General features: G+C 68.2%; 20 protein-coding genes. 9 read left to right on the forward strand and 11 right to left on the reverse strand.

Annotated elements, in window-relative coordinates; all coding sequences use genetic code 11:
- Positions 1-5 precede the first annotated feature (5 nt).
- Positions 6-905: a LysR family transcriptional regulator gene (locus AB4120_RS23445; RefSeq protein WP_149137619.1), complete on the reverse strand. Its 900-nt coding sequence runs from the start codon at positions 903-905 to the stop codon at positions 6-8.
- A 93-nt stretch (positions 906-998) separates the two neighbouring features.
- Between AB4120_RS23445 and AB4120_RS23450 the strand changes: the two genes are divergently transcribed.
- The 4 genes from AB4120_RS23450 to AB4120_RS23465 all read left to right on the forward strand — a co-directional run bounded on the left by AB4120_RS23450 (position 999) and on the right by AB4120_RS23465 (position 3,574).
- Entirely contained in the window at positions 999-1,775 is a 777-nt protein-coding gene (locus AB4120_RS23450; RefSeq protein WP_149137027.1) for an NAD(P)H-dependent oxidoreductase, read from the forward strand.
- Between the two features lie 124 nt (positions 1,776-1,899).
- The gene (locus tag AB4120_RS23455) at positions 1,900-2,400 is read left to right on the forward strand and encodes a MotA/TolQ/ExbB proton channel family protein (protein WP_244845111.1); all 501 of its coding nucleotides are present in this window, start codon (positions 1,900-1,902) and stop codon (positions 2,398-2,400) included.
- The gene (locus tag AB4120_RS23460; protein WP_144203594.1) at positions 2,397-2,750 is read left to right on the forward strand and encodes a DUF2149 domain-containing protein; all 354 of its coding nucleotides are present in this window, start codon (positions 2,397-2,399) and stop codon (positions 2,748-2,750) included. Before AB4120_RS23455 ends, AB4120_RS23460 begins: the two co-directional genes overlap by 4 nt.
- A complete protein-coding gene (locus tag AB4120_RS23465; RefSeq protein WP_262389506.1) occupies positions 2,747-3,574 on the forward strand; it encodes a ChaN family lipoprotein in 828 nt (275 codons plus the stop codon). Before AB4120_RS23460 ends, AB4120_RS23465 begins: the two co-directional genes overlap by 4 nt.
- A gap of 172 nt (positions 3,575-3,746) precedes the next feature.
- On the opposite strand, the gene AB4120_RS23470 is transcribed toward AB4120_RS23465, so the two are convergent.
- A complete protein-coding gene (locus AB4120_RS23470) occupies positions 3,747-5,222 on the reverse strand; it encodes a sensor histidine kinase (protein WP_149137026.1) in 1,476 nt (491 codons plus the stop codon).
- Position 5,223: 1 nt separating this feature from the next.
- Positions 5,224-5,898, reverse strand: a complete 675-nt coding sequence (locus AB4120_RS23475; RefSeq protein WP_092291052.1) for a response regulator — start codon at positions 5,896-5,898, stop codon at positions 5,224-5,226.
- 195 nt (positions 5,899-6,093) lie between these two features.
- Between AB4120_RS23475 and AB4120_RS23480 the strand changes: the two genes are divergently transcribed.
- Positions 6,094-7,200 (forward strand): ABC transporter substrate-binding protein, encoded by a 1,107-nt coding sequence (locus AB4120_RS23480; RefSeq protein WP_441642920.1) that lies wholly within the window; start codon positions 6,094-6,096, stop codon positions 7,198-7,200.
- A gap of 6 nt (positions 7,201-7,206) precedes the next feature.
- On the opposite strand, the gene AB4120_RS23485 is transcribed toward AB4120_RS23480, so the two are convergent.
- Complete coding sequence (locus tag AB4120_RS23485) at positions 7,207-7,923, reverse strand: TetR family transcriptional regulator (RefSeq protein ID WP_149137025.1); 717 nt, start codon at positions 7,921-7,923, stop codon at positions 7,207-7,209.
- 501 nt (positions 7,924-8,424) lie between these two features.
- Here AB4120_RS23485 and AB4120_RS23490 point away from each other — a divergent pair.
- Genes AB4120_RS23490 through AB4120_RS23500 form a run of 3 tightly spaced genes read left to right on the forward strand, consistent with a single transcriptional unit; the run spans position 8,425 to position 14,273 of the window.
- Positions 8,425-9,591 (forward strand): efflux RND transporter periplasmic adaptor subunit, encoded by a 1,167-nt coding sequence (locus AB4120_RS23490; RefSeq protein WP_149137024.1) that lies wholly within the window; start codon positions 8,425-8,427, stop codon positions 9,589-9,591.
- A 46-nt stretch (positions 9,592-9,637) separates the two neighbouring features.
- Entirely contained in the window at positions 9,638-12,793 is a 3,156-nt protein-coding gene (locus AB4120_RS23495) for an efflux RND transporter permease subunit (protein WP_149137023.1), read from the forward strand.
- 1 nt (position 12,794) lies between these two features.
- Entirely contained in the window at positions 12,795-14,273 is a 1,479-nt protein-coding gene (locus AB4120_RS23500) for an efflux transporter outer membrane subunit (protein ID WP_149137022.1), read from the forward strand.
- Positions 14,274-14,343: 70 nt separating this feature from the next.
- Here AB4120_RS23500 and AB4120_RS23505 read toward each other — a convergent pair whose 3' ends face one another.
- The 7 genes from AB4120_RS23505 to AB4120_RS23535 form a co-directional block, all read right to left on the reverse strand.
- Complete coding sequence (locus tag AB4120_RS23505; protein ID WP_392388519.1) at positions 14,344-15,177, reverse strand: OmpW/AlkL family protein; 834 nt, start codon at positions 15,175-15,177, stop codon at positions 14,344-14,346.
- 38 nt (positions 15,178-15,215) lie between these two features.
- Positions 15,216-16,520 carry a DUF2957 domain-containing protein gene (locus tag AB4120_RS23510; protein ID WP_149137020.1) on the reverse strand — a complete coding sequence of 435 codons (1,305 nt, stop codon included), beginning with the start codon at positions 16,518-16,520 and terminating at the stop codon, positions 15,216-15,218.
- 41 nt (positions 16,521-16,561) lie between these two features.
- Complete coding sequence (locus AB4120_RS23515) at positions 16,562-17,941, reverse strand: DUF2957 domain-containing protein (protein WP_149137019.1); 1,380 nt, start codon at positions 17,939-17,941, stop codon at positions 16,562-16,564.
- Between the two features lie 261 nt (positions 17,942-18,202).
- Positions 18,203-19,153: a DUF1571 domain-containing protein gene (locus AB4120_RS23520; RefSeq protein WP_441642911.1), complete on the reverse strand. Its 951-nt coding sequence runs from the start codon at positions 19,151-19,153 to the stop codon at positions 18,203-18,205.
- Between the two features lie 197 nt (positions 19,154-19,350).
- Positions 19,351-20,292, reverse strand: a complete 942-nt coding sequence (locus AB4120_RS23525) for a TetR/AcrR family transcriptional regulator (protein ID WP_149137018.1) — start codon at positions 20,290-20,292, stop codon at positions 19,351-19,353.
- A gap of 332 nt (positions 20,293-20,624) precedes the next feature.
- Positions 20,625-22,220 carry a GMC family oxidoreductase gene (locus tag AB4120_RS23530; RefSeq protein ID WP_149137017.1) on the reverse strand — a complete coding sequence of 532 codons (1,596 nt, stop codon included), beginning with the start codon at positions 22,218-22,220 and terminating at the stop codon, positions 20,625-20,627.
- 11 nt (positions 22,221-22,231) lie between these two features.
- Positions 22,232-22,831, reverse strand: a complete 600-nt coding sequence (locus tag AB4120_RS23535; RefSeq protein WP_149137016.1) for a hypothetical protein — start codon at positions 22,829-22,831, stop codon at positions 22,232-22,234.
- A 316-nt stretch (positions 22,832-23,147) separates the two neighbouring features.
- Between AB4120_RS23535 and AB4120_RS23540 the strand changes: the two genes are divergently transcribed.
- Entirely contained in the window at positions 23,148-24,701 is a 1,554-nt protein-coding gene (locus AB4120_RS23540) for a flavin-containing monooxygenase (RefSeq protein ID WP_149137015.1), read from the forward strand.
- Positions 24,702-24,721: the final 20 nt, after the last annotated feature.

The following is a 24,721-nucleotide window of genomic DNA, read 5'->3' on the forward strand; positions in this document are numbered from 1 at the left end:
CGCCGCTAAACACTGGTGGCTTGCGCGATGCACTCGCGTAGCCACTGGTGCGCGGGGTCGCGATGGGCGCGCTCGTGCCACAGCATCGACATCTCATAGCCCGGCACCTCCACCGGCGCCTGCACCACCTCCAGCGTCGCCGTATCGCGCACCAGCCGCTCGGGCAGCATCGCCACGAGGTCCGTGCGCTCCAGCACCGCGCGCACGAACAGGAAGTGCGGCACCGATAACACCACGCGGCGCGTGGCGCCGGCCGCTGCCAGCGCGGTGTCCGTCACGCCGAAGAAGCCGCCGCCATCGGGCGACACCATCACGTGTTCCAACTCGGCAAACTGCGCCAGCGTGGGCCGCCGCTTCAGGCGCGGATGGCCGGCGCGGCCCACCAGCACGTAGCGCTCGGTGAACAGCGCGCGGCGCCGCAGGCCGGGCGGCGCGCCATCGGAGGTGTGAAAGGCGAGGTCGATCTCGCCCTGCTCCGCCTGGCGGGCGATGCTGGCCGGCACCATGTCGAGCACCGCCAGCCGCGTGCCCGGCGCCGCCGCGCGCAGGGCGGCGAGCGCTGGCAGCACGATGGTCGATTCGCCGTAGTCGGTGGCAGCCACGCGCCAGGTGTGGTCCGCCTGCGCGGGATCGAACGGGCTGGATGGGGCCACGGCGGCTTCCAGCGCCGCCAGCGCCTGCCGCAGCGGCTCGCGTAATGACTCGGCGCGGGCCGTGGGCCGCATGCCGCGCGGCCCGGGTAGCAGCAGTGGATCGTCGAAGATCTCGCGCAGCTTGGCCAGATGCACGCTCACCGAGGGCTGCGAGTAATGCAGCCGTTCTGCCGCGCGCGTGACGTTGTGCTCGGCCAGCAGCACGTCGAGCGTCAGCAGCAGGTTCAGGTCCAGGCGCCGGAGATTATTCATCATAATACCGAGGATATTGGAAATTCATTTCCAATATACCGGACGGCTGGCCATCCTTGGGGCATCCCTTCCCTTCCCATCAGGAGAACCGCCATGAACGTGCTGATTGTCTACGCCCACCCCGAACCGACCTCGCTGAACGGTGCCCTCAAGGATTTTGCGATGCAGCGGCTCGCGGCCAACGGCCACACGGTGCAGGTCTCGGACCTCTACGCGATGGGCTGGAAGCCGCAACTGGACGCCGGCGACACGCTCGAGCACCAGGCCGGCACGCCGTTCCATCCCTCGCTCGACTCGAAGCGCGCCTTCGCGGGCGGCTGGCAAAGCCCCGACATCGCCGCCGAGCAGGACAAGCTGCGCTGGGCCGACGCCGTGATCTTCCAGTTCCCGCTCTGGTGGTTTTCAATGCCGGCCATCATGAAAGGCTGGGTCGAGCGCGTGTATGCCTATGGCTTCGCCTACGGCGTGGGCGAGCATTCGGACGCGCGCTGGGGTGACCGCTACGGCGAAGGCTCGATGCAGGGCAAGCGGGCGATGCTGGTGGTGACCACGGGCGGCTGGGACTCGCACTACAGCGCGCGCGGCATCAACGGCCCCATCGACGACTTGCTGTTCCCGATCCAGCACGGCGTGCTGTACTACCCCGGCTTCGACGTGCTGCCGCCGTTTGTCTCCTATCGCAGCGGCAAGATGGACGACGCGCGTTTTGCGTCGATCCGCGAGGCACTGGGCGCGCGGCTCGACGCGCTGTTCGATACCGCGCCGATTCCCTATCGTCCGCAGAACTCGGGGCAATACGAGATCCCCGCCCTGACGCTGCGCAATGACATCGCGCCTGGCCGCACGGGCTTCGCGGCGCACAGGGAATAGGGTGGAGCTTGGCGCCGCTGCCGGTACTATGCGTGGCTTGGCAGCGGCGATCATTGGATAGTCATCGCCATGAAGAATCAACGTATGTAGATTTATCGCTTCATTATTCATCGCGACGATATTTATGACGCCCACCGTCCTCGAAACGCTGATGTATGACATCGGCCAGCTATTCCTGTACCCCACGCTGGCCATGATCGGCCTGCTGTTCCTCTACGCGTTCTGGGCGCTGGGCCAGTTCGCCATGCAGGCGTGGCTGCGCCGCCGGCATGGGATCGAATCCGGGCGCGGCTATCTGCTGGTGGCCTGGGCCCAGACCCACGGGGTCAGCCACCCGGACGCGCTGGACGTGGCCGCGCACCGGCTGCTGGAGCGCCTGCGCATCGCCACCCGCGTGGCGCCGATGCTCGGGCTGGTGGCCACCATGATCCCGATGGGGCCGGCGCTGAAAAGCCTGTCCGGCGGCAACCTCGCCAATGTGGGCGAGAACCTGACCATCGCGTTCTCGGCGGTGATCCTGGCGCTGATCGCGGCGAGCATCACCTTCTGGGTGGTCAACGTGCGCCGCCGCTGGCTGGCCGAGGAACTGGTCTGGCTCGGCCAGGCGCGCGAGGCGGCCCCATGAGATTCCTGGACGAAAGCGAGGCCGACGACCCGATCCTCTCGGTCGTCAACCTGATCGATGTATTCCTGGTGGTGATTGCCGCCCTGCTGGTGGCCATCGCCCAGAATCCCATGAACCCGTTCACGCACGACGACGTAACGGTCATCACCAACCCGGGCAAGCCCAATATGGAAATCGTGTCGCGGCAGGGCGAGAAGATCGTGCGCTATCAGGCCAGCGGGCAGGTAGGCAGCGGCGACGGCATCAAGGCCGGCGTGGCCTACCGGCTGAAGGATGGCTCGATGGTCTACGTGCCGGAGTCCCAGATGTCCCAGATGTCCCAAGAGGTCCCGACAGGAGCGAAGCCATGATGCGCGCGACGATACTCGGCATGGCGCTGGCGATGCTGGCCGGCTGCGCGACGCAACCGCCGTCGCCGGAGGCCATCGGCGCCACCTTCCCCAGCCGCCAGTACGTGCTGCTGGGCGAGGTCCACGACAATGCCGCGGCGCAGGCGGCCCGGCTCCAGGCGCTGACCCGTGCGGTGGAAGCTGGCTGGCGGCCGGCGGTGGCAATGGAACAGTTCGACCGGGAACGGCAGGCCGACATCGACCGCGCCCGCAAGGAACGGCCGGGCGATGCCGACTACCTGATCGCCCAGGCCGGCAGCGCAGCCGGCTGGCAGTGGCCGCTGTACCGGCCCGTGGTGGCGCTGGCGCTCCAATATGACCTGCCGCTGCTGGCCGCGAACCTCTCGCGCGCAGATGCCGCGAAGATCGTGCGCGGCGGGCTGGGCGCGGTCTTCCCGCAGGACCAGCAGGCCGCGCTGGGGCTGGACAGGCCGCTGCCGATGGAAGTCGTGGCCGCGCAGACCGCGACGCTGGACGCCGGCCATTGCGGCAACTTCCCCAAGGCGATGCTGCCCGGCATGCTCAACGCCCAGGCCGCCCGCGATGCCGTGATGGCCCGCACGCTGGCCCCCTACGCCAGCCGCGGCGCCGTCCTGATCGCCGGCAACGGCCACGTGCGGCGCGACCTCGGCGTGCCCCGCTGGATCCGTGGCAACGCCGCGCAGGTGCTCAGCGTGGGCTATCTGGAGGATGACAGCCCCGCCGACGGTTTCGACGAGGTGGTGCGCGTGCCGCCGGTGGAGCGGAAGGACCCTTGCAAGGAGGCGGTGGTGAAGCCGCGGTAGGTCGGCGCAGGAGGGCGGTCAGTCGAAGAATAGGCTGTCGAATCTCTCTGTCACCCGCTTTCGTGCGCACGCATTGATGGCGATGTGCATGGAATGGTCAGGAGAAACCCGGCCAGGAGTAGCCAGTACCAGGCCTCAGACCCGCCCTCCGTGCTGCGTGATCGAAGCGCATCTACGCGGCGTCAGCCATCGGCAATCTCAATTCCGCCCGCACCCCCCTGCCCTGCACGCCTTCGCGCAGCACCACGGTGCCGCCGAAGCGTGCGGCCATCTCCCGCGAGATGGCGAGGCCGAGCCCCGATCCTGGCTCGGTGTTTTCCAACCGGCGATAGAAGCGCGCGAACACCTTCTCGCGTTCGGCTTCGGGAATGCCGGGGCCATCGTCCTCCACCACCAGCAGCGCGTCGCTGCCTACGCGTGCGGCGGATAACGTGATGCGGCTGCCCCGCCCCGAGTACTGGATTGCGTTGTGCACCAGGTTGGCCAGTGCCTCGCGCAGTAGTGCGGCGTCGGCGCGCACCGGCAGGGTCAGGCCCGCCGGCCGTTCCCAGCCGAAGTCCTGCTGCTTGCCGCGTGCCAGCGGCAGGTAGTCGAGCGCCACCTGTTCCGCCACGGTCACCGCGTCGATCTCGCCCACGACTTCGGCCGGGCCGCCGCCCTCGCGCATCGGTTGCCGCGCGCGGGCCAGCGCCAGTAGCTGGTTGGTCAGCCGCGCGGCCTGCTCCAGTTGCGTGACGATGCCGCCCACCGCTTCGCCGGCGGCCTCGCGCGCGGCCTCGCCGCCGGGCGCCGCCAGTTGCCGTTGGGCGAACTCGGCCTGCGTCTTGAGGATGGCCAGCGGCGTGCGCAGCTGGTGCGCGGCATCGGCGATGAACTGCGCCTGCGACTGCGCCATGGCCTCGGAGCGCGAGACGTGCAGGTTCACCGCGTCTACCAGCGGGCGCACCTCCACCGGCACGCGGTCGAATTCGAGCGGCGTCAGGTCTTCGGGCGAGCGCGCGCGCACATCGTCGCGCACGCGTTGCAGCGGCCGCAGCACATAGGTCACGCCGCCTACGAGAATCAGGGCCGACAGTACGATCAGCGCGAGGTCGCGCAGCAGCGCGCTGCGCCAGACATTGGCGATCAGCGCCGAACGCGGTTCGGCGGTCTCGGCCACCTGGATGATCACGCGGATGCGCGCGTCGGGCCGGTAGACCGGTCGCGCCATCGCGGCAATGCGCACCGGCTCGCCGCGATAGGTGGCGTCGTAGAAGCGGGTCTGGTTGTTGACGAGCGCGCCGGCCGGCAGCGGCAGGTCGTCGTAGCCGGTCACGGTCTCCACGCGCCCGGCCCGTTCCATCGACACCCGGTAGAACACGTGGGTCTGCGCGGCGGTCTCGAACATCTCCATCGCGGCGTCCGGCAGCGTCAGCTGCACGCTTTCGCCGGCCATGCCGATGGCGTTGTCGATGGTGCGCACGGAGCCGTACAGCGAGCGGTCGTAGGCGGTATTGGCGGCGTGGCGCAGCGTGCCGTAGGTGAACCAGGAATCGACCGCCATCATCAGCGCCAGCGCCGGCACGAGCAGGATCAGCAGCTGGCGGCGCAGGCTGCCGCGCAGCCAGGGCCGCGCCGGCGTTGGCGTGCGCGGGCGGCGGCGCCTCATGTCAGGCCTCGGCCTCGGGTTCCAGCAGGTAGCCGAAGCCGCGCAGCGTGACGATGGTCACGCCATGGCCGGTCAGCTTCTTGCGCAGGCGGTAGACCAGCACCTCGATGGCGTCCGGGCTCACGTCGGCATCGAGCGAGAAGACCTTGTCGAGCAGCTGCGCCTTGGTCAGCGGCTGGCCGCTGCGGGCCAGCAGCGCGCCGAGCAGCGTGGATTCGCGTGGCGTGAGCGCCAGCGGGGCGCCGCCGAGCGTGAAGCTGCGCGTCTCGCCATCGAATACCAGCGTGCCGCATTGCAGGCGGGGATGGGCGCGGCCGCGGCTGCGGCGGATCAGCGCCAGGATGCGCGCCTCCAGTTCGGCGATGGCGAAGGGCTTGGGCAGGTAGTCGTCGGCGCCAAGGTTCAGGCCGCGCACGCGTTCGTCGAGGGTGTCCTGGGCGGTCAGGATCAGCACCGGCGTGCGGTCGTCGCGGCCGCGCATGGCCTTGAGCACGGCCAGGCCGTCCTTGCCGGGCAGGCGCAGGTCGAGCACCACGGCGTCGTATTCCTCGGCCATCAACCGGGCTTCGGCCTGCAGGCCGTCCGCCACGTGCTCGATGACGAAGCCGCCCTGCTCCAGCGCGCGGGCCACCCAGCGGGCCAGTTCCACCTCATCTTCTACCAGCAGGATACGCATGCCGGACCTCCTCCGCCGGATCGGGAATCGAGGGCGCGGGCGCGTCCCGAGGGCGCCTATAATACCTCCGCCCTGCCCGCCGGTGTCGGCGGCCTGTCCCTCATCGCCCTCCGTTCCGCCTTGCCGAATCGCGTCCTGACATCGTCCCTGCCGACGCCATCCTCCGCGCCCGCGTCGCCGGCGCGCCGGCACCTGCTGCGCGCGGGCGCCGCGCTGGCCGCCCTGCCCGCGCTGGCCCAGGCCGCGCCGCGCGTGCCGGCCGGCTATCCGCCCGAGTACGCCGGCATCATCGAACGGGCCCAGCGTGAGGGCGCGGTGTCAGTCTACGCGTCCACGGATCTCTCCGTGGTGCAGCCGCTGATCGCGGCCTTTGAAGCGCGCTACCCCGGCGTGCGCGTGCGCTATGCAGACCTGAACACGCTGGAGCTGAACGATCGCTTCCTGGCCGAGAGTGCTGCGCTGGGCACCACGCGCGCGCCGCGCGACGCGGCCTTCGCCGATGTGCTGTGGAGCACGGCGATGGACCTCCAGATCAAGCTCGTCAACGATGGCTATGCCCAGCGCTACGAATCGCCCGAGCGCGCCGGCCTGCCAAGCTGGGCGGTCTGGCGTGACGAGGCCTGGGGCACGACCTTCGAGCCGGCCGTGATCGTCTACAACCGCAAGCATTTCGATGGTGCGCATGTGCCCGGCAGCCGCAGCGGGCTGGCGCGGCTGCTGCAGGAGCGCGGGCCGCAGTGGCGTGGGCGCATCGTGACCTATGACGTGGAGCGTTCGGGCGTGGGCTACCTGCTGGCGCAGCAGGACGCGCGCATGGGCAGCGAGTTCTGGTATCTGGCGCAGGCGCTGGGCCGCGCCGGCGTGAAGCTCTCGGCCTCGACCGCGGACATGATCGAAGGCATCGCCAGCGGGGAACTGGTGCTGGGCTACAACCTGCTGGGGTCGTACGCGTTGTCGCTGATGGAGCGCGGCGCCAGCATCGGGGTGATCGCGCCGCGCGACTACACGCTGGTGATGTCCCGCGTGGCGTTCATCGCCCGGCAGGCGCCGCGGCCCAACGCAGCGCGGCTGTGGCTGGACTTCGTGCTGTCGCGCGAGGGGCAGGCGCAGCTCGGCAAGTCGACTTCCCAGCTTTACACGATCCGCACCGATACCGACAGCGCCTACACGGCGCAGACGCTGGCGGAGCGGCTGGGTTATGCGCTCAAGCCGATCAGCGTGGGCCCCGGCCTGCTGGCCGCGCAGGACGCCCTGCGCAAGCGGGCGTTCCTGGCGCGCTGGCGCGAGGCGCTGCGGGGATAACGGGAGTCAGTCTGCCAGGGCTGGCGGGGCGGACGCACTGCAGAGCGTGGCCATCTCGGCGTCGATCGGCGCCATCGGGCGCGGCACGTAGCCTTTCCGGAGTGCGGTGGAGAAGCGCAGCATGTCGATCATGGCGTCGGCCAGCCGCTCGGCTTCGTTGTTGAGTTCGAAATCCTCGGGCGAGAACAGCCAGTGCGCCAGCACGCCGCCAACCGCCGCGTGGAAGGCATTCACGGCCAGCGGGATGTCGAGGTCCGCCGGCAGCTGGCCGCATTCCACGGCCATGCGCAGGTGCTCGTGCATCTTGACCAGCCCTTCCTTGTGCGACTGGCGCTGGCGCTCGAAGATCGCGCCGTTGTCCTGCACCATCTCGCACTTGTGGAAGATGATCTCGAACACGCGGCGCCACTGTGGGTTCACCACGGTCTGCTTGAACACGAAGGCGCAGATGTCGCGGATGCTGTTGAGCGGATCTTCGCGCAGCGCCCGCCGCTCGGGGGCGATCAGCGCCTCCACGGGCAGGTTCACGCGGTCGCACATGGCCGCGAAGACATCGCTCTTGTTCTTGAAGTGCCAATAGATGGCGCCGCGCGTAACGCCGGCAGCCTCGGCAATATCGGCAAGTGACGGGCGCGCCACGCCGCGGGCGTGGAACACCGCCTCGGCGGCATCCAGGATCCGGTTGCGGGTTTCCTGCGCTTCTTCCTTGGTACGTCTGACCATTTCCTCTTTCCTGCCAGCGGACGCTTAGCCGCCCAGGTCTCCGTTGTGCCACGAAATTGTGACGACAACCTCTCAATTATTCATGGCGCCACCGCCAATCAGCGGGGCGCATCCTAACCTGCCCGCAATATTCGTGCTCACTGTTGACGCAAATCGTCAAGATCGCATCAAAAGGGCCGCGCTTCTGAGTGTTGTAAAAGGCGCTGTTTGCGGGCGGGGCTTAACATACATGCTTGAATGTATATATACTACGCGCTTGCTCGATCGCCGGCCAGCCCAAGATCCAGTGACGCCCTGCACGCAAAGTGACGTCACGGCCGGTGCCCCGGGCTCCAACCTGCCAGTTGTACCGCACCAACGCCGCCAGCCATGCCCCCCTCAAGGGAGCCGGCTTGCGGTGCGTATTACGCTTTTCCGCACTCGCCACCACAGGTGGCGCGCCCGTCCGGCTGTCACATGCGGCCAGTGCGGCAGATCTCAAACATCATCATGGGGTTATCGATGAGGAAGTCCCAACGTATCCATTGCGTTGCCGCCGCTGTGGCGGTCCTGGCGTTGTCCGCCTGCGGCCAGAAGGCTCCGCAGGGCGGCGCCATGCCGCCGGCGGAAGTGGGTGTGGTTACCGTCACACCATCCGCCGTTGCCGTCGTCAATGAATTGCCGGGCCGCCTGGAAGGCGTGCGGACCGCCGAAGTGCGCGCCCGCGTGGAAGGCATCGTACTGTCCCGCAACTACACCGAAGGCGGCGAAGTGAAGGCTGGCCAGGTGCTGTTCCGCATCGATCCGGCCCCGTACCAGGCGCAGCTGGCGTCCGCCAAGGCGCAGCTGGAGCGGGCCGAGGCCAATGCCGTCTCCGCGCGCCAGAAGGCCGAGCGCTACAAGCCGCTGGTGGCTGCCAATGCGGTCAGCAAGCAGGAGTTCGACGACGCCGTGGCCGCTGCCGGCCAGGCCAATGCCGACATCGCCGCCGCCAAGGCTGCCGTGACCACGGCCCAGATCAACCTGGGCTACACCACGGTCACCGCGCCGATCTCCGGCCGCGTGGGCCGCGCGCTGGTCACGGAAGGCGCGCTGGTCGGCAAGGGCGAAGCGACCAAGCTGACGGTGGTGGAGCAGGTCGACCCGATCTGGGTGACGTTCACGCAACCTGCCGCCGAAGTGGCGCGCCTGCGCCGGGCCATCGAGAACGGCCAGGTGAAGGGTGTGAACGGCGGTGCACGCGTGCATCTGTTCCCCGAAGCCGGAGACCGCGAGTACGCCCAGACCGGCAAGCTGCTGTTCACCGACATGACCGTGGACCCGACCACCGGCTCGATCACGCTGCGCGCGGAGTTCCCGAACGCCAAGCGCGAACTGCTCTCGGGCACCTTCGTGCGCGTGAAGATCGAGCAGGGCGTGGACGAGAATGCCCTGACCGTGCCGCAGCGCGCGCTGATCCGCACGGCCCAGGGCGCCAGCGTGATGGTGGTCGGCGCCGACGGCAAGGTGGCCGTGGTGCCGGTCAAGGCACCGCAGGCGATCGACGACCGCTGGATCATCACCGAGGGCCTGAAGGGCGGCGAGAAGGTGATCGTGGAAGGGCTGCAGAAGGTGCAGCCGGGTGCGCCCGCCAAGGCCGTGCCGTTCCAGGCGCCGAAGACCGCGTCGAACCCGGCCACCCAGGGCTGAACCCGCGCCCATCGCCCCATCAAGCAATAACTAGGGAGCCAGATTCATGGCCAAGTTTTTTATCGACCGGCCGGTGTTCGCGTGGGTGCTCGCGCTGATCATCGCGCTCGGCGGGGTGCTGGCGATCCTGCAGCTGCCGATCGCCCAGTACCCCAACATCGCCCCGCCGATCATTTCGGTGACCACGACTTACCCCGGTGCGTCCGCCAAGACCATCGAGGACTCGGTGGTGTCCGTGATCGAGCAGGAACTCAACGGCGCGCCGAACCTGCTGTACTACGAGTCGCAAAGCGAGGCGTCCGGGCTGGCGTCGATCAACATCGCGTTCGCGCCGGGCTCGAACGTCGACCTGAACTCCGTGGAGGTGCAGAACCGCCTCAAGCGCGTGGAAGCGCGCCTGCCGGCGGAGGTGCGCCAGCAGGGCGTGAAGGTGGACAAGGCCGGCAACAACTACATGATGTTCATCACGGTCTCGTCCAAGTCCGGCAATACGGATGCGATCGCGCTCGGTAACTTCGTCTCCGCGCAGGTGGTGGACTCCATCCGCCGCGTGCCCGGCGTGGGCTCGGCCGACCTGTTCGGTACCGAGTACGCCATGCGCATCTGGCTGGACCCGGCCAAGCTGACCGGCTACAACCTGACGCCGCTGGACGTGACCGCCGCGGTCTCCGAGCAGAACATCCAGGTCGCCGTGGGCGAGCTGGGCGGCACGCCGTCGCCCCGGGGCACCGAGCTGAACGCCACGGTCAGCACGGAAAGCCGGCTGACCACGCCGGAGCAGTTCGCCAACATCCTGCTGCGCACGAACCCGGACGGGTCGTCGGTGCGCATCAAGGACGTGGGCCGCGTGGAACTGGGCGGCGCGGACTACTCCACGCTGGCGCGCATCAACGGCAAGCCGGCGTCGGCCATCGCCATCAAGCTCGCGCCTACGGGTAACGCGCTGGCCACGGCCACCGCCGTGCGCGCGAAGATGGAAGAGCTGCAACGCTACTTCCCGCCGGACTACGAGTTCAGCGTGCCGTACGACACCTCCGCCTTCGTGAAGATCTCGATCGAGGAAGTGGTCAAGACGCTGCTCGAGGCTGTGGTGCTGGTGTTCCTGGTGATGTACCTGTTCCTCCAGAACTTCCGCGCCACGCTGATCCCGACGCTGGTGGTGCCGGTGGCGCTGCTCGGCACGTTCGGGGCAATGCTGGCCTTCGGCTTCTCCATCAACGTGCTGACGATGTTCGGCATGGTGCTGGCCATCGGTATCCTGGTGGACGATGCCATCGTGGTCGTGGAGAACGTCGAGCGGATCATGAGCGAGGAGGGGCTCTCGCCCCGCCAGGCCACCCGCAAGGCCATGGGCCAGATCACCGGCGCCATCGTCGGCATTACGCTGGTGCTGACCGCCGTGTTCATCCCGATGGCGTTCTTCTCGGGCTCGGTCGGCAATATCTACCGCCAGTTCTCGCTGTCGCTGATCGCCTCGATGGGGTTCTCGGCCGTGCTGGCGCTGACGCTGACCCCGGCGCTGTGCGCCACGCTGCTCAAGCCGGTCGAGGCCGGCCATCACGAGGAGAAGAAGGGCTTCTTCGGCTGGTTCAACCGCACGTTCGCCACGGCGTCCACCGGTTACCAGGGCATCGTCGCGCGCATCCTGAAGCGCTCGGGCCGCTACCTGATCATCTACGCGGTGATCATCGCCGGCGTGGTGCTGCTGTTCCAGCGCCTGCCGTCGTCGTTCCTGCCCGATGAGGACCAGGGCTACATGATCACGGTCGTGCAGCTGCCGCAGGGCGCCACGCAGGAGCGCACCATCGGCGTGCTCAAGCAGATCGAGGACTACTACCTGCAGAAGGAATCGAAGGTCGTCGACCAGATGATCACGGTGGCAGGCTTCTCGTTCTTCGGCCGCGGCCAGAACGGCGGTATCGCCTTCGTCCGGCTCAAGGACTGGAAGGATCGCACCGGCGCGGACCAGACCGCGCAGGCACTGGTAGGCCGGGCGTTCGGCGCGCTGTCGTTCATCAAGGACGCGATCATCTTCCCGCTGAACCCGCCGGCGATCTCGGAACTCGGCAATTCCTCGGGCTTCGACTTCCGCCTGCAGGACCGCACGGGGCAGGGCCACGCCAAGCTGATGGAAGCGCGTAACCAGATGCTCGGCATGGCGGCGAAGAATCCGGTGCTCCAGGGCGTGCGCCCGGAGGGCCAGGAAGACGCACCGCAGCTGCGCATCGACATCGACCGCGAAAAGGCGCGGGCGCTGGGCGTGACGGTGGCAGACATCAACAACACGCTGACCATCGCCTTCGGTTCCTCGTATGTGAACGACTTCATCTACGAAGGCCGCGTGCGCCGGGTGATTGTGCAGGCCGAGGGCGCCGACCGCCAGCTGCCGGACGACCTGACCAAGCTGCGTGTGCGCAACGCCAACGGCGACATGGTGGCCTTTGCCTCGTTCGCCACGTCGCAGTGGATCATGGGTTCGCCGCGCCTGGAGCGCTACAACGGCATGCCGGCCGTGAAGCTGGCCGGCCAGGCCGCGCCGGGCAAGTCCACGGGCGAGGCCATGCGTGTGATGGAGGAGAACTTCGCCAAGCTGCCGCCGGGCTTCGGCTTCGAGTGGTCGGGCCAGTCGTACGAAGAGCGCCTGGCCGGTTCGCAGGAGCCGATTCTCTACACGCTGTCGCTGGTGATCGTGTTCCTGTGCCTGGCCGCGCTCTATGAGAGCTGGTCGATCCCGGTGGCGGTGCTGCTGGTGGTGCCGCTGGGCGTGCTCGGTGCGCTGCTCGGCGTGACGCTGCGCGGCATGCCCAATGACGTGTACTTCAAGGTGGGTCTGATCGCGACGATCGGTCTCTCGGCGAAGAACGCCATTCTGATCGTGGAATTCGCCAAGGACCTGCAGGCCCAGGGCAAGGGGCTGGTCGAGGCGACGCTCGAGGCGGTGCACCTGCGCTTCCGGCCGATCCTGATGACGTCGTTCGCATTTATCCTGGGCGTGCTGCCGCTGGCGATTGCCACCGGCGCGGGCTCGGGCAGCCAGCGCGCCATCGGTACGGGCGTGATGGGTGGGATGATCACGGCCACGGTGCTGGCGATCTTCCTGGTGCCGGTATTCTTCGTGGTGGTGCGCGGCCGCTTCAAGGGCAGCGCGAGCCAGCACGAGCGGGAACGCGCGCGCCTGGAAGAAGCCCAGGAGAAAAACTGACATGACCAAGACACTGACCACACTGCTGCTGGTGGCCGGCGTGCTGACGGGCTGCACGCTGGCGCCGCACTATGACCGTCCGGCCGCGCCGGTGGCGGCCGGCTTTCCGGCGGCCCCGGAGGGCTATGCGTCCGCCGAAGTGAAGAGCGGCGAGACCCGCCGCGCCACGGAGATCGGCTGGCGCGATTTCTTTACCGATCCGCGCCTGCAGGGGCTGATCGCCACGGCGCTGGAGAACAACCGCGACCTGCGCACGGCTGCCTTGCGCATCGAGGAAGCACGCGCCCAGTACCGGATCCAGCGCGCGGACCTGCTGCCGACCCTGAACGGCAACGCGAGCTTCCAGCGCGGCCGATTCTCGGGGGCGACCTCGGGCGTCAATCAATCGTTCACGGGCAACATCTACCAGGTGGGCCTGTCGGTAAGCCAGTGGGAGCTGGACTTCTTCGGGCGTGTGCGCAGCCTGTCGAACGCCGCGCTGGCGCAGTACCTGAGCACCGAGGAGGCGCATCGCGCCGCCTATATCTTGCTGGTGTCCGAAGTGGCCAAGGCTTATCTGGCCGAGCGCGCGGCGGCCGAGCAGTACGACCTGGCCCGCAACACGCTGGAAGCGCGCCAGAGCACGTTCGAGCTGGCGAAGCGGCGTTTCGATGCGGGGGCCACCTCGGCCCTGGATCTGCGCGACAACGAATCGCTGGTGGCGCAGGCCCGCGTGGCCGCCGCGCAGCTGGCGCGCCAGCGCGCGCAGGCGCAGAACGCGCTGGAAGTGCTGGTGGGCAAGCCGATTGGCGAGATCGCCAACCTGCCGGCGCCGATGCAACTGTCGGACGAGCACATCATCAGCGACATCCCGGAAGGGCTGCCGTCCGATCTGCTCACGCAGCGTCCGGATATCCGCCAGGCCGAACAGGCCCTGCTGTCGGCCAACGCGAACATTGGCGCGGCGCGGGCGGCGTTCTTCCCGCGCATCACGATGACGGCCAGTGCCGGCAACATCAGCACGTCGTTCACCAACCTGTTCGACTCCGGCGCCAACATCTGGTCATTCTCGCCGCAGCTGGTGCTGCCGATCTTCGACTATGGCCGCAACCTGTCGAACCTCGACCTGGCCAACGTGCGCAAGAACATCCAGGTGGCGAACTACGAGAAGACCATCCAGGTGGCCTTCAGCGAAGTGGCCGACGCCCTGGTGGCACGCGGCACGCTGGAAGAGCAGGTGGCCGGCCAGCAGCAGCAGCGCGACGCGGAATCGGCGCGCTATGAGCTGTCGCGGCTGCGCTTCCGCAGCGGCGTGGCGAGCTATCTGGACGAACTCGACGCGCAGCGCCAGCTGTTCTCCGCCGAGCAGGCGCTGATCCAGGCGCGGCAGTTGCGGCTGGTCAACTCGATCGACCTGTACCGCGCACTGGGCGGCGGGCTGACCGAGACGGGCGCGGTGGCGCAAACCACCACGCCGCCGACGGGCACCTCGGCACAGTAACCACTGCGGCCACGCAGGAAGCAAAAAGGGCGAAGCGCGAGCTTCGCCCTTTTTGTTTGGCACCGCCGGATCAGAACTTGTACGTCGCCGCCAGGAAGAAGATGATCGGATTCGGCTCGAGCTTCGTCTTCGAGGTGGACAGCGTGGTGCCGTCGGACGCCTTGATGGTCATCGTCGACGTGGTCTTCAGCGGGATGTAGGTCACCGCCGCCGTCACCCCCCAGTGCTCGTTGAAGTTGTAGGTGCCGCCAACGTTGAACACCGGGGCCCACGACGACGAGGCATCGGCATGGACCGAGGTTGGCCCCGGGATGCCGGCGCCGGCCGCCAAAACCGCGCCGAGGTTGTTGTTGACCGATTCCGCGAAGGCCGGATTCACGCGGATATCGGTGAAGAAGTTGTACGACACGCCCACCCCCAGGAACGGCCGGAAGCGCGTGCCGGGCTCCAGGAAGTGGTACTGGACCATCGCGGCAGGGCTCCACTGGCGGGCGCGCGTGATGATCGGGTTCAGCGACGGGTCGCCCAGGCTTTGCCGCCCCAGCGCGCCGGCCGGCCCCGGCGGGATCAGCTCGCCATGGCCGTACAGCTTGAACTCGGGCGGAATGCCGCCGACGGCCGTCACGGCGATGTGGTCCGTGACGAAGTGGCTGAAGGTCAGGCCCAACGTATCGGCGTTCGACGACGACAGGCCGCTGCCTGGCGCGGTGAACGTGGAGGGCAGGCCGAGCGGGTAATTGATCGGCACGTCCACCACGCTGGTGGTCAGCGGCGGGCTGCTGCCATGGGTCTGGATATGGAACCAGCCGGCCGAGACGACATTGTCCCCGGCTTTCTGAGCGTGGGCGGTCGGCATGGCAACCCACGCGACAAGCGCGGTGATGATGGCAAGCAGGCGTTGCATGGACAGGCGTTGCAGCGTCATCTGAGATCTCCTGTCCGTTATTCGACGAACGCGCCGACGGTGAAGTAGGGCGAGCCGTTGCGATCCTCGACGAAGCCGAACACGCCGCGGGGGCCGGTGAACATGAACTTGCCCTTGGGCCCGCTGGCGCCGACGTCCTTGCGGGTGGTGGTGACCACGCCGGGCACCGTTTGAGAGAAATCGAGCTTCAGCGCCGTGGCCAGCGTGGCGTCCGAGGCGCGGAACGGGTCGAGCATGGCCGCGTCGCCATCGACCAGTGCCGTCACGCGGTACTCGAAATTGCTGTCCACGCCCACGTACTCGGCGTTGTAGGTGCCTTGCGGCGCGGAAACCGCCTGCGCCATCATGCCGATGCCGATCTCGTCGTCGGCGCCCACCGGCAACTGGGTGAAGTCGTCATTGGCGAAGCCCACCCGGATCATGATCGGCACGAGGTGCCCGGCCAGCTTGCCGACGATCAGGTAGGCGCGGCCCAGCACGGCGCCCAGCGTTGGCGGCAATTCGCCCTCATAGCGCGTGGAGAGCAGGGTGCCGTTGTCCTGCGGCACGAACTTGTCGCCGCGCTGTTTGCAGGTGCCGCCAGCCTTGTTGTCGCACACCGTGAATGAGCCATCGGCCGCCAGCGCCATGCGGTAGTCCTGCGCCACCATCTGGAACTTCTTCGATGGCACCTCATGGAAGCCGGAGCCGTTGTAGGTGCCGGCAATCTTGGTCAGGTCGGTCTCGGTCTGCGCGAAGCCGATGAACTGGAAGAACGGGAAGGTGGTGTCCGGCACCGAACCCGCGCCGGCGATGCCGTTGAACTGGATGCGCGCGCCCGGGATGGTGCCGCCCATCACGCCCTGGCCGACGAACAGCCGCGCCGGCCGGGTCGGGTCCAGGCTGGCGCCGAGCAGCTGGAATGCGCACTGGTTGAGCTTCTCGGTCGGCAAGCCGGTTTCCTTGGCCAGCGTGCCGGTCATCACGTTCTTGCCGCCGGTGGGGTCGGAGCGAGTGGGCTTGATCGTACCCGTGGTGCGCGGCACTGACGAATCGAGGAAGGTGACGGCCCAGGTGCGCTGGGTGGTGTCGATCTGCACCTTGACCAGTTCGCCCGAGCCCGTGCCGCCGATGTAGGGTGTGGAATAGTCGATGGCGCTCGGGCACAGCCGCACTGGCGCGGCGGCCGGCGTGGCGGTGCCACCGCCGCCGTCCCCGCCGCCACCGCAGGCGGCGAGCAGGGCGGTGGCGCCGAGTACCAACGCAACGCGGCCCAGCCACGGTTGGCGGCGGGTGTTGCTTGCGGGGCGCGAGTCAGGAAGCGGGGCGGGCAGTTGGGGCATGAGGCGTCTCCTTGGTCTTTCTTATGGTGTGGGGTGCGGAATCAGCGGCTGGCCAGCGCGCTCACGCGGAACGTGGGGCTCGTGGCGGGGCCGAACAGGTGCGCGTAGACCGGGCCGGTGGTGATCAGCTTGCCGGTGACGCCGCTGTTGTCGGTGGTGGCCACAACGCCGGGCTGGGTGGCCTGCGTGAAGTCCATCTGGAAGCCGCCCACCGGCTTGAGCGACGAATCCTGCGGATCGATCAGCGCGACGAGGTTGTCGTGGACGATCGACGACAGGTACTTGAAGTCGCTGCCGGAGCCGATGTAGCTGCCCTGCATCGCTGCCTGCGTGGTGGCAGTAGTGGGCGAGAGCAGCGCCAGGCCCGATTCGTCATCCACGCTGAGGATGTTCGCCGCGAGGTCGATGCGGGCATAGCCGACGCGGATCAGCAGCGGCACCTGCGCGCCGTCGAGCTTGCCGACCACCAGCACGCCCTTGGCGAGGCTGTTGTTGTCCTGCAGGAAGGCCTTGTCGAAGAAGTGCGGGTAGGGCTGGCTGCTGTTGGCGTTGTCGCTGTCGAACGCGCCGTCGGTGCCCGCGCGCAGCTTCCACGGCTGGCCCGTGGTCACGCAGTTGCCGCTCGATGCGTGACAGGTGCCATCGGCATTGAGCGTCTCCACGGTCTGCGCCGTGGCAGGCAGGAAGTAGCCGGCCGGGAACAGCTCGCCGCCGGACGGCACGAGGTGGTAGCCGAGCACGTTGTAGGTGCCGGCCACCTTGGCGAAGTCGGTCTCGGTCTGGGCGAAGGCCAGCACCGGGTACATCGGGAAGGTGGTCTTGGGGATCGCGCCGATGCCGAAGATGCCGGCGTACTCGATCGTCGCCCCGGGGATGCCGCCGCCGGCCACGCCATTGCCGACAAAGATGATCGGCGGGTTGGCCGGGTCGATCAACGCCTGCGAGACGCCATCGGAGGCCGTAGCCGTCTTCAGCTCGTACGCGCACTGGTTCTGCGCCGGGGTGGGCAGCGGGCGCGTGGGATGCGCCATCGTGCCGGTCAGCGTCACGCCGGCGCGCGTGGGGTAGATGTCGTTGGTAGCCTTCGGCACGGCGGATTCGAGGATCTGGATGCGGTACGTGCCCTGCGTGGAGTCGAACTGCATCTTCACGAGTTCGCCGGCGCCGGAGCCGCCCGTGTAGGTGGTGTTGTAGTCGAGCGTGTCCGGGCACAGCGCGGCCACGGGCTGGTTCTGCGTGGGGCCGGTGGCCGGGCAGCTGTGGGTGGCGCCGCACTGCTGCGCGGCGGCGGGCGCGGCGGTGCCCGGGTCATCGCCACCGCCGCCGCAAGCGGCCAGCGTGAGCGTCAGGCTTACCCCAGCCAGGATGGCGGCGAAGCAAAAGGCGCGATGTGGCGCGCGCCGAAGATGCAGCTCGGACATGACTTGTCTCCATGTTGTTATGACCGACGGTCCGCTTGTTGTGGATCTGTTTGGGATCTGTTTGGGATCTGTTGCGGATCTGTCGCGGTGGGTCGGACTCTCGCGTCTGGCGCGTTTGAGCGTCAATAGAGCGGTCGTTCCAAACAACGGCGGCCGGCCTGTCAGCGTTGCCGTGCAAGCGCGCGGGGGCCAGCGTTCAAACCGTGCGCGGAGGCTTCCGCGTCCACATTCAAACGCCCGGCGCGCGCGCTTGCGCGGCGGTCAGAACTTGTATTCGCTGTTGGCGGGGTCGAACGCGGAGGCGTCGAAGGCCTTCTTCACCGCACGCTCGAACACGATCTTCTCGACCATGTTGCCGTCCGCGTCCCACGCGGTTTCCACACGCGGCCACGGGTGCTTGAGGTCCAGCATCAGCTGCACCTTCTTGGCGTAGTACTTGGGCGCGCCCTCGGGCAGGTCCCAGGTCAGCGCCACCATGCGCACACCCTGCTCGCGCACGATCTCGGCGCGGTTGTACTTCTCGGAGAGGCCGGCAGCGCGCAGCGAGCGCGCGTCGCGCTCCAGCATCGACAGCACGTACTGGAAGCCCAGGTCGCGCACCGTATGGTTCGACTGAGACCTGGCGAGCGTGCCATCGAGCGAGATCCACATCGACGTGAAGCCCATGATGCCGCCCAGGTGGCCGTACATCTCGTCCTTGCGGCGGGTCTCGTCGTAGATGATTTCCTGCCCCGACTGCACGCCGTTAGGCAGCCACTTGGCATAGAGCTGGCGCGGCTGGTGGCGGTAGCGGATCATCATGCGCGCCGGGGTGTCCTGCCACTGGCCGTTGAGGCGCTCCTGGCGGGCCATCCAGTATTCGTATTCGGGATAGCGGTTCATCTCGGCGCGCGCCCACATCAGCAGGGTCTCGGGCTGCAGGGCGTCGAAGGTGGCCAGCAGTTGGGCATCGGGCAGCGCGGCCAGCTCGCCGCTGGCGGTCTGCTTCGAGAACAGCGCCGACTGCTGGGCGGCGGGCAAGCCGTCATAGGGCGTGGCGGTGCGCGTACCCGGTGCTGCGGATTGGGCGGCGGATTGGGCGGCGGATTGGGGGGCGGATTGGGGGGCGGCCGGGGGCGCGGTCTGGGCACGGGCCACCGGCAGGCCAATGTGTTGGGTGGCCAGCAGGCCGATGACGGCGCCGATGGCGGCGACCAGATGCAATGGCTTCATCGCGTGTCTCCTTGTCTGTCCCGCAAGGCGTGGCCACATTCAGGGCAGCAGGGGGCCGTGCGTGGCGCGCAGGGCGTCACGCCTCGCGGTGGCGTGGCGAAAAGAATCGATCTCGAATCAGGGCAATCCCGGCGCGACGTGGGTCGTCGCGCGCCCGGTGCCAGGGCGGCGGTCCCGGTGGAGACCGCCGCGCGCGGCTAGTTCCTGGAGCGGGTGCGCATCCAGTCGTCGAGCGGATTGCTGGGGAAGGCGGGACACATCTCGCGGCGTACCGCCAGGCTGGCGGTGGCCGCGCGTGCGGTCCCTTCGTTGCGTACCGTGCGCGTGCCGCGTCGGGCACGGCTCACGGCGGCGGCCGTGGCGACGGCGGCCTGGTGGGCCTCGTCCTCCACGGTGGCGGCCAGGGCCTCCATATGAGCCTGTTCGTCGGCCTGCTGGGCATCGCCGATGTCGAACACGTCCTGCAGCGCGCCCAGTTCCTGCGTCTCGGGCGAGGGCGCCTTGAGGGCCGCCACCACCATCGACGTGAGCTGGGCCAGCACGTGCGCATCGCTCATGCTCTTGCCCTGCGTGAACGCCGGCATCAGGTTGCCGAGTTCATCGCCGGCCAGCACGCCGGCCAGCGCCTTGAGAGCGAAATGCAGGCGCCAGCCGAGTTCCTGGCGTGGCACGTCCGGCAGCGCCCGGGCGAAGGCTTCGAAGAAGCGCCCGAACACCGGAGCGTAGTGCCCCATCAGGTAGGACTGGATGAATGGCGAGGTGTCCGAATACACCCGCCCGAGCAGGCGCAGGAAGGACGGACCGCCGATCTCTGGCTGGCGTGCCATCTGCAGTGCGGGCACAAACAGCGCGCCCATCACGTGTTCGCAGCGGATGGCGTGGCCGGGCCAACGGGCCTCGCAGGCATCGAGGAGCGCCAGCCGCCGCGTGTTGAGTGGATCCAGCCGGCGCCCGAGCACCGCCTGCATCATCATCTCCTTGCTGCGGAAGTGGTAGTTGACGGCTGCGAGATTGACGATCGCCCGCGACGTGACTTGCCGCAGGGAGGTCGCTTCGTAGCCCACTTCGATGAACAGCTTCTCGGTCGCATCCAGGATCCGCGCCTTGGTATCGCCTGCCGTGCTTTTGCCGGTCTTCATGGGGTGTCTCTCGCAAAATTACTGCTGTGGACCCCTGCAAATATCCACTACCACTGTCGCTCCGTTGCTCTGCTGGCGTACGGATGCTTGAAACGGTTGTACGAAGCCTATTTCACCGCCTCGACTGTTTCACAAGTGCAATTTTCGAAGAGTTCCTCTAGACCGCGAGTACCGATCCGCCAGGCAGAAAACCTACGCGAATCCGTAGGGTCGCCACAGTCGCCGGGCCCCCGCCATGCCTTGTGATGCCAAGCCTGGCGGCGGTTTGCCTGCGCTGCGCGATCCCCAACCCAACGACTACCGCCCCCCCGAGCGGGCCGCCGCCAGTCTCATCACGCCGTGATGCGAGCTGACAGCGACGTAACATTTTGCGCCGTCAATGCGAAAACTGACAACTGGGGGTTCGCCCCGATGCTGGTCGGAAACACTGACCCGTCCAACACAGACAAATTGGACAGATGGTGATGCCGGCCCTGGCTGTCCACCACGCCGCGCGCCGGATCGTCGCTCATCGCGCAGCCGCCCATCAGGTGGGCGGTGAACAGCAGGGCGCGGAACGGCTTCAGGGGCAGGGTCTGGATGGCATCCCGCGCCTGCGGCCAACTGGTGTACCAGGCGGCGTCCAGGTGGGCCGGGCGCACCCGTTTGGCGCCGGCCGCGAACTGGGCCTCGGCCATGCTCAGCCAGGCGCGGCGCACGCCGTCCCAGACGTAGTCGCTCAGGGCGTACTCCAGCACCGGGCTGCCATCGTCGGCCACGCGCACCCGCCCGCCCGGGCTGTCCGGCACGAAGCCGTCGCGCAACAGCGCCAGCATGGCGTTGGTATGGGGCAACGCGGCCATCTCGCGGCGCAGCGCATCGCCAAAGTTGTTGAGCACGCCGGCGCTGATGCCCGGGAACATCGGCGGCACCTCCAGCTTGTAGCCCATCGGGCCGGTGGCGCCATTGCGCCATTGAAATTCGTCCGAGGCGATGGATTGGGGCGCGCCATAGTACGGTTCAATAAGCTCAGGCATTTCTGCGATGCTCAAATTCACCGGATGAATAAACGTGCGACGGCCGACAAGATCGTGCGGGTCCGGCACCCCCGAGCGCAGCAGCAGCGCTGGCGAGTTGATGGCCCCGCCCGCCACCACCACATGGCGCGCCCGCACGCTCAGCGTGACGCCGGTCGGCGTATAGCCGTCGAAGCCAAGCGCCTCGCCAGTCAGCCCGTGCACGGCCTTGCCGTCGTGGTCGAGCTTGCGCACCCGCACCCGGTGCACCAGCGTGGCGCCATGGGCGAGCGCGTTGGGAATCGTCGACACCAGCATCGACTGCTTGGCGTTGACCGGGCAGCCGAAGCCGCAATAGCCCGAGTTCCAGCAGCCCTTCACATTGCGCGGAATCACGTGCGACTCCCAGCCGAGCTGGTCGCAGCCGCGCTTGAGCACCGCGTTGTTCGGATTCGGCGCCATCGCCCACGGCGCCATGCCGAGCCGGGCCTCGATGCGGGCGAACCACGGCGCCATGTCCGCCTCGCTGTGGCCTGTCACCGCGTGCTCGCTGGCCCAGTGCGCAAGCGTGCGGGGCGGCGTGCGGAAGCTGGACGACCAGTTGACCGTGGTGCTGCCGCCCACCGAGCGGCCCTGCAGCACCGCGATGGCACCGTCCGCCGTCGCCCGGGCGGCCGCCTCCTGGTAGAGGTCGCGATAGGCGCGCGCCTCATCCATATCGCGGAAGCTGTTCGAGGTATGCAGCCCGCCTTCCTCGAGCAGCAGCACCCGCAGGCCCGCCTCGCTGAGGATTTCGGCGGCGATGCCGCCGCCCGCACCCGTGCCGATGATCGCCACATCGGCGTCGAGCGTGCGCGGCGCGGTGAACGTGGCGGCGTCCAGCACCTTCCAGCCGGACGCGATGCCGGCACTGTAAATATCGTCGATGGCCATGAGCGGGAGCCTTAGCTGTGGAGGGCGCGATAGACCGCGGGATTCGGGCCGGGATAGCCGCTCGCGGCCCAGGTGCCCGGCAGCACGAAATAGGCGACGCTGGCCAGCTTGACCAGCACCACGCCGCCCGCGTTGAGCGTCTCGAAGCGGCTGGCGCGCCAGCGCGCGAGGAAGGCGCGGACCGCATCTGGCGTGGCCTGCGCCCACGGCGTGCGCACGCCCGCCACGGCCCAGCGCAGCGGCGTGCTGGCCAACAGATCGAGCAGCTTGCGCAGTTCCCCGCGCCCGTTCTGGTCCATCGCGGCGATGGTCCCGTCGATGTTCTTTACGGCGGCGGCCAGCCGCGTCTCGCGCGTGCCGGCGTCCGCCGCGGCCAGGTCGCTGGCGATGGCGGGCAGCAGGGCGCGGAACAGGGTCACATCGGCGGGGCGCAGGAACGCCATGCCGACCTGCGGCGGCGCATCGGCGGGCGTGCAGCCGGTCAGCGTGGGGAACAGCGCCGAGCAGGCGATGGCCGCCGAGAAGCCGGCGCCAACCTTCAGGAACGCGCGGCGAGAGGGGCGTGAGGGCCGTTGGGGACGGGGTGGGGCGGTGGTCGCCGGTCGGGGCATGCGGTGTCTCCGGTTGTTCTTGTTGTCGCTGCGTTGCGATTCTGCCGAAGCGGCCGAAAATAATTTCGACTTCCCCTTCGGTTTCAAACGCGCGGCTGACAGCCGTACCCACTGCTGCGCCCGTCGCTACGCCCTTGTTTTATGTGGCGCCCAAGACACTGGAAATCCCCCAAAAATAGAGCAATCCTTCAAGCCATCGGATTGACCCGGCTCGGAAGCGGTACCTATGATGACATCGATCAATGTCACAATAAACGGTGTCGCTAACGACCCGCCGCCAGCCGGCGCCGCCAGCGCACCCACCGGAACGCCCCTTATGAACGCACCCGTGGATCTGCCGGCCGGCCTTGGCACCGAAGTCACCTGCGACATCGCCATCATCGGCAGCGGCTTTGCCGGCCTGGGCATGGCCATTCGCCTCAAGCAGTCCGGCGAGGAAGATTTCCTGATCTTCGAGCAGGCGGGGGCGGTGGGCGGCACCTGGCGCGACAACCACTACCCCGGCTGCGCCTGCGACGTGCAATCGCACCTCTATTCGTTCTCGTTCGCCCCGAACCCGGACTGGTCGCGCATGTTCTCGACCCAGCCGGAAATCCGCGCCTACCTCGAACACTGCACGGACCGCTTCGGCCTGCGTCCTCACCTGCGCCTTGGGCACGCGCTCCAGCAGGCCGCCTGGGACGCCCCGGCAGGCTGCTGGCGCCTGCGCATGGCCGATGGCCGGCGCGTGCGGGCGCGCGTGCTGGTGTCGGGGATGGGCGGCCTGAGCCGGCCGTCGATCCCGGATATTCCCGGCCTCGATAGCTTTGCGGGCGCGATGTTCCACTCGCAGCAGTGGCGCCACGACTATCCGCTGGCCGGCAAGCGCGTTGCCGTGATCGGCACCGGCGCCAGCGCAATCCAGTTCGTGCCGCAGATCGCGCCGCTCGTCGATCAGCTCGACCTCTATCAGCGCACCCCGCCGTGGATCATGCCGAAGCCGGACCGCCCGGTCTCCGCCGGCGAGCGCTGGCTGTTCCGCCACCTGCCGTTCACGCAGGCGCTGGCCCGCACGGGGATCTACTGGATGCTCGAATCGCGCGTGCTCGGTTTCGTGCTCCATCCCAAGCTGATGAAGGCGGTGGAGCGCATCGCGCGCCGCCACCTCCGCCGGCAGGTGCCGGACCCGGTGCTGCGCGCCACGCTGACGCCGGACTACACCATCGGCTGCAAGCGCGTGCTGATTTCGAACGATTACTACCCGGCGCTGACGCGGCCCAACGTGGACGTGGTGACCACCGGCATCGACCACGTCGAGGCGGACGCCATCGTCATGCGCGACGGCACGCGCCGCCCGGCGGACTGCATCATCCTCGGCACCGGCTTCCACGCCACGGACCCGCTGCCGCGCGGCGTGATCGTGGGCCGTGACGGCGAAGACCTGCTCGACGCCTGGCGCGACGGCGCGCAGGCCTACCTCGGCACCACCGTGGCCGGATTCCCGAACCTGTTCCTGATCGTCGGCCCGAACACCGGGCTGGGCCACAGCTCGATGGTGTTCATGATCGAGTCACAGGTGAACTACGTGCTCGACGCCCTGCGCCACATGCGCCAGGCCCGCCTCCAGGCCGTGGACGTGCGCCCGCCCGTGCAGGCCGCGTTCAACCGCAACATCCAGCAGAAGCTTGGCCACGCCATCTGGAGCGCCGGCGGCTGCGCCAGTTGGTACATCGACCCGCGCAACGGCAAGAACACCACGCTGTGGCCGGGCTTCACCTGGCAGTTCCGCCGCGCCACGCAGTCTTTCCAGCCGGCCGACTACGAGCGCTGGCCCGCGCGGCAGCCAGCCGGGGTGCCGCAGCCCGAAGACGCCGACGCGATCCGCGTCTAGCCACCCACGCAAAAAGAAGA

Origin of the sequence: Cupriavidus sp. 2KB_3 (genome assembly GCF_052115685.1) — a bacterium.
Taxonomy (GTDB): domain Bacteria; phylum Pseudomonadota; class Gammaproteobacteria; order Burkholderiales; family Burkholderiaceae; genus Cupriavidus; species Cupriavidus campinensis.

Excerpts from the sequence above, each read along its gene's own strand:
- AB4120_RS23470 (WP_149137026.1), bottom strand. The coding sequence starts at position 5,222 with ATGAGGCGCCGCCGCCCGCGCACGCCAACGCCGGCGCGGCCCTGGCTG.
- AB4120_RS23495 (WP_149137023.1), top strand. The coding sequence starts at position 9,638 with ATGGCCAAGTTTTTTATCGACCGGCCGGTGTTCGCGTGGGTGCTCGCG.
- AB4120_RS23535 (WP_149137016.1), bottom strand. The coding sequence starts at position 22,831 with ATGCCCCGACCGGCGACCACCGCCCCACCCCGTCCCCAACGGCCCTCA.
- AB4120_RS23520 (WP_441642911.1), bottom strand. The coding sequence starts at position 19,153 with ATGAAGCCATTGCATCTGGTCGCCGCCATCGGCGCCGTCATCGGCCTG.
- AB4120_RS23450 (WP_149137027.1), top strand. The coding sequence starts at position 999 with ATGAACGTGCTGATTGTCTACGCCCACCCCGAACCGACCTCGCTGAAC.
- AB4120_RS23530 (WP_149137017.1), bottom strand. The coding sequence starts at position 22,220 with ATGGCCATCGACGATATTTACAGTGCCGGCATCGCGTCCGGCTGGAAG.
- AB4120_RS23475 (WP_092291052.1), bottom strand. The coding sequence starts at position 5,898 with ATGCGTATCCTGCTGGTAGAAGATGAGGTGGAACTGGCCCGCTGGGTG.
- AB4120_RS23465 (WP_262389506.1), top strand. The coding sequence starts at position 2,747 with ATGATGCGCGCGACGATACTCGGCATGGCGCTGGCGATGCTGGCCGGC.
- AB4120_RS23505 (WP_392388519.1), bottom strand. The coding sequence starts at position 15,177 with ATGCAACGCCTGCTTGCCATCATCACCGCGCTTGTCGCGTGGGTTGCC.
- AB4120_RS23455 (WP_244845111.1), top strand. The coding sequence starts at position 1,900 with ATGACGCCCACCGTCCTCGAAACGCTGATGTATGACATCGGCCAGCTA.
- AB4120_RS23525 (WP_149137018.1), bottom strand. The coding sequence starts at position 20,292 with ATGAAGACCGGCAAAAGCACGGCAGGCGATACCAAGGCGCGGATCCTG.
- AB4120_RS23445 (WP_149137619.1), bottom strand. The coding sequence starts at position 905 with ATGAATAATCTCCGGCGCCTGGACCTGAACCTGCTGCTGACGCTCGAC.
- AB4120_RS23540 (WP_149137015.1), top strand. The coding sequence starts at position 23,148 with ATGAACGCACCCGTGGATCTGCCGGCCGGCCTTGGCACCGAAGTCACC.
- AB4120_RS23510 (WP_149137020.1), bottom strand. The coding sequence starts at position 16,520 with ATGCCCCAACTGCCCGCCCCGCTTCCTGACTCGCGCCCCGCAAGCAAC.
- AB4120_RS23485 (WP_149137025.1), bottom strand. The coding sequence starts at position 7,923 with ATGGTCAGACGTACCAAGGAAGAAGCGCAGGAAACCCGCAACCGGATC.
- AB4120_RS23515 (WP_149137019.1), bottom strand. The coding sequence starts at position 17,941 with ATGTCCGAGCTGCATCTTCGGCGCGCGCCACATCGCGCCTTTTGCTTC.
- AB4120_RS23500 (WP_149137022.1), top strand. The coding sequence starts at position 12,795 with ATGACCAAGACACTGACCACACTGCTGCTGGTGGCCGGCGTGCTGACG.
- AB4120_RS23460 (WP_144203594.1), top strand. The coding sequence starts at position 2,397 with ATGAGATTCCTGGACGAAAGCGAGGCCGACGACCCGATCCTCTCGGTC.
- AB4120_RS23490 (WP_149137024.1), top strand. The coding sequence starts at position 8,425 with ATGAGGAAGTCCCAACGTATCCATTGCGTTGCCGCCGCTGTGGCGGTC.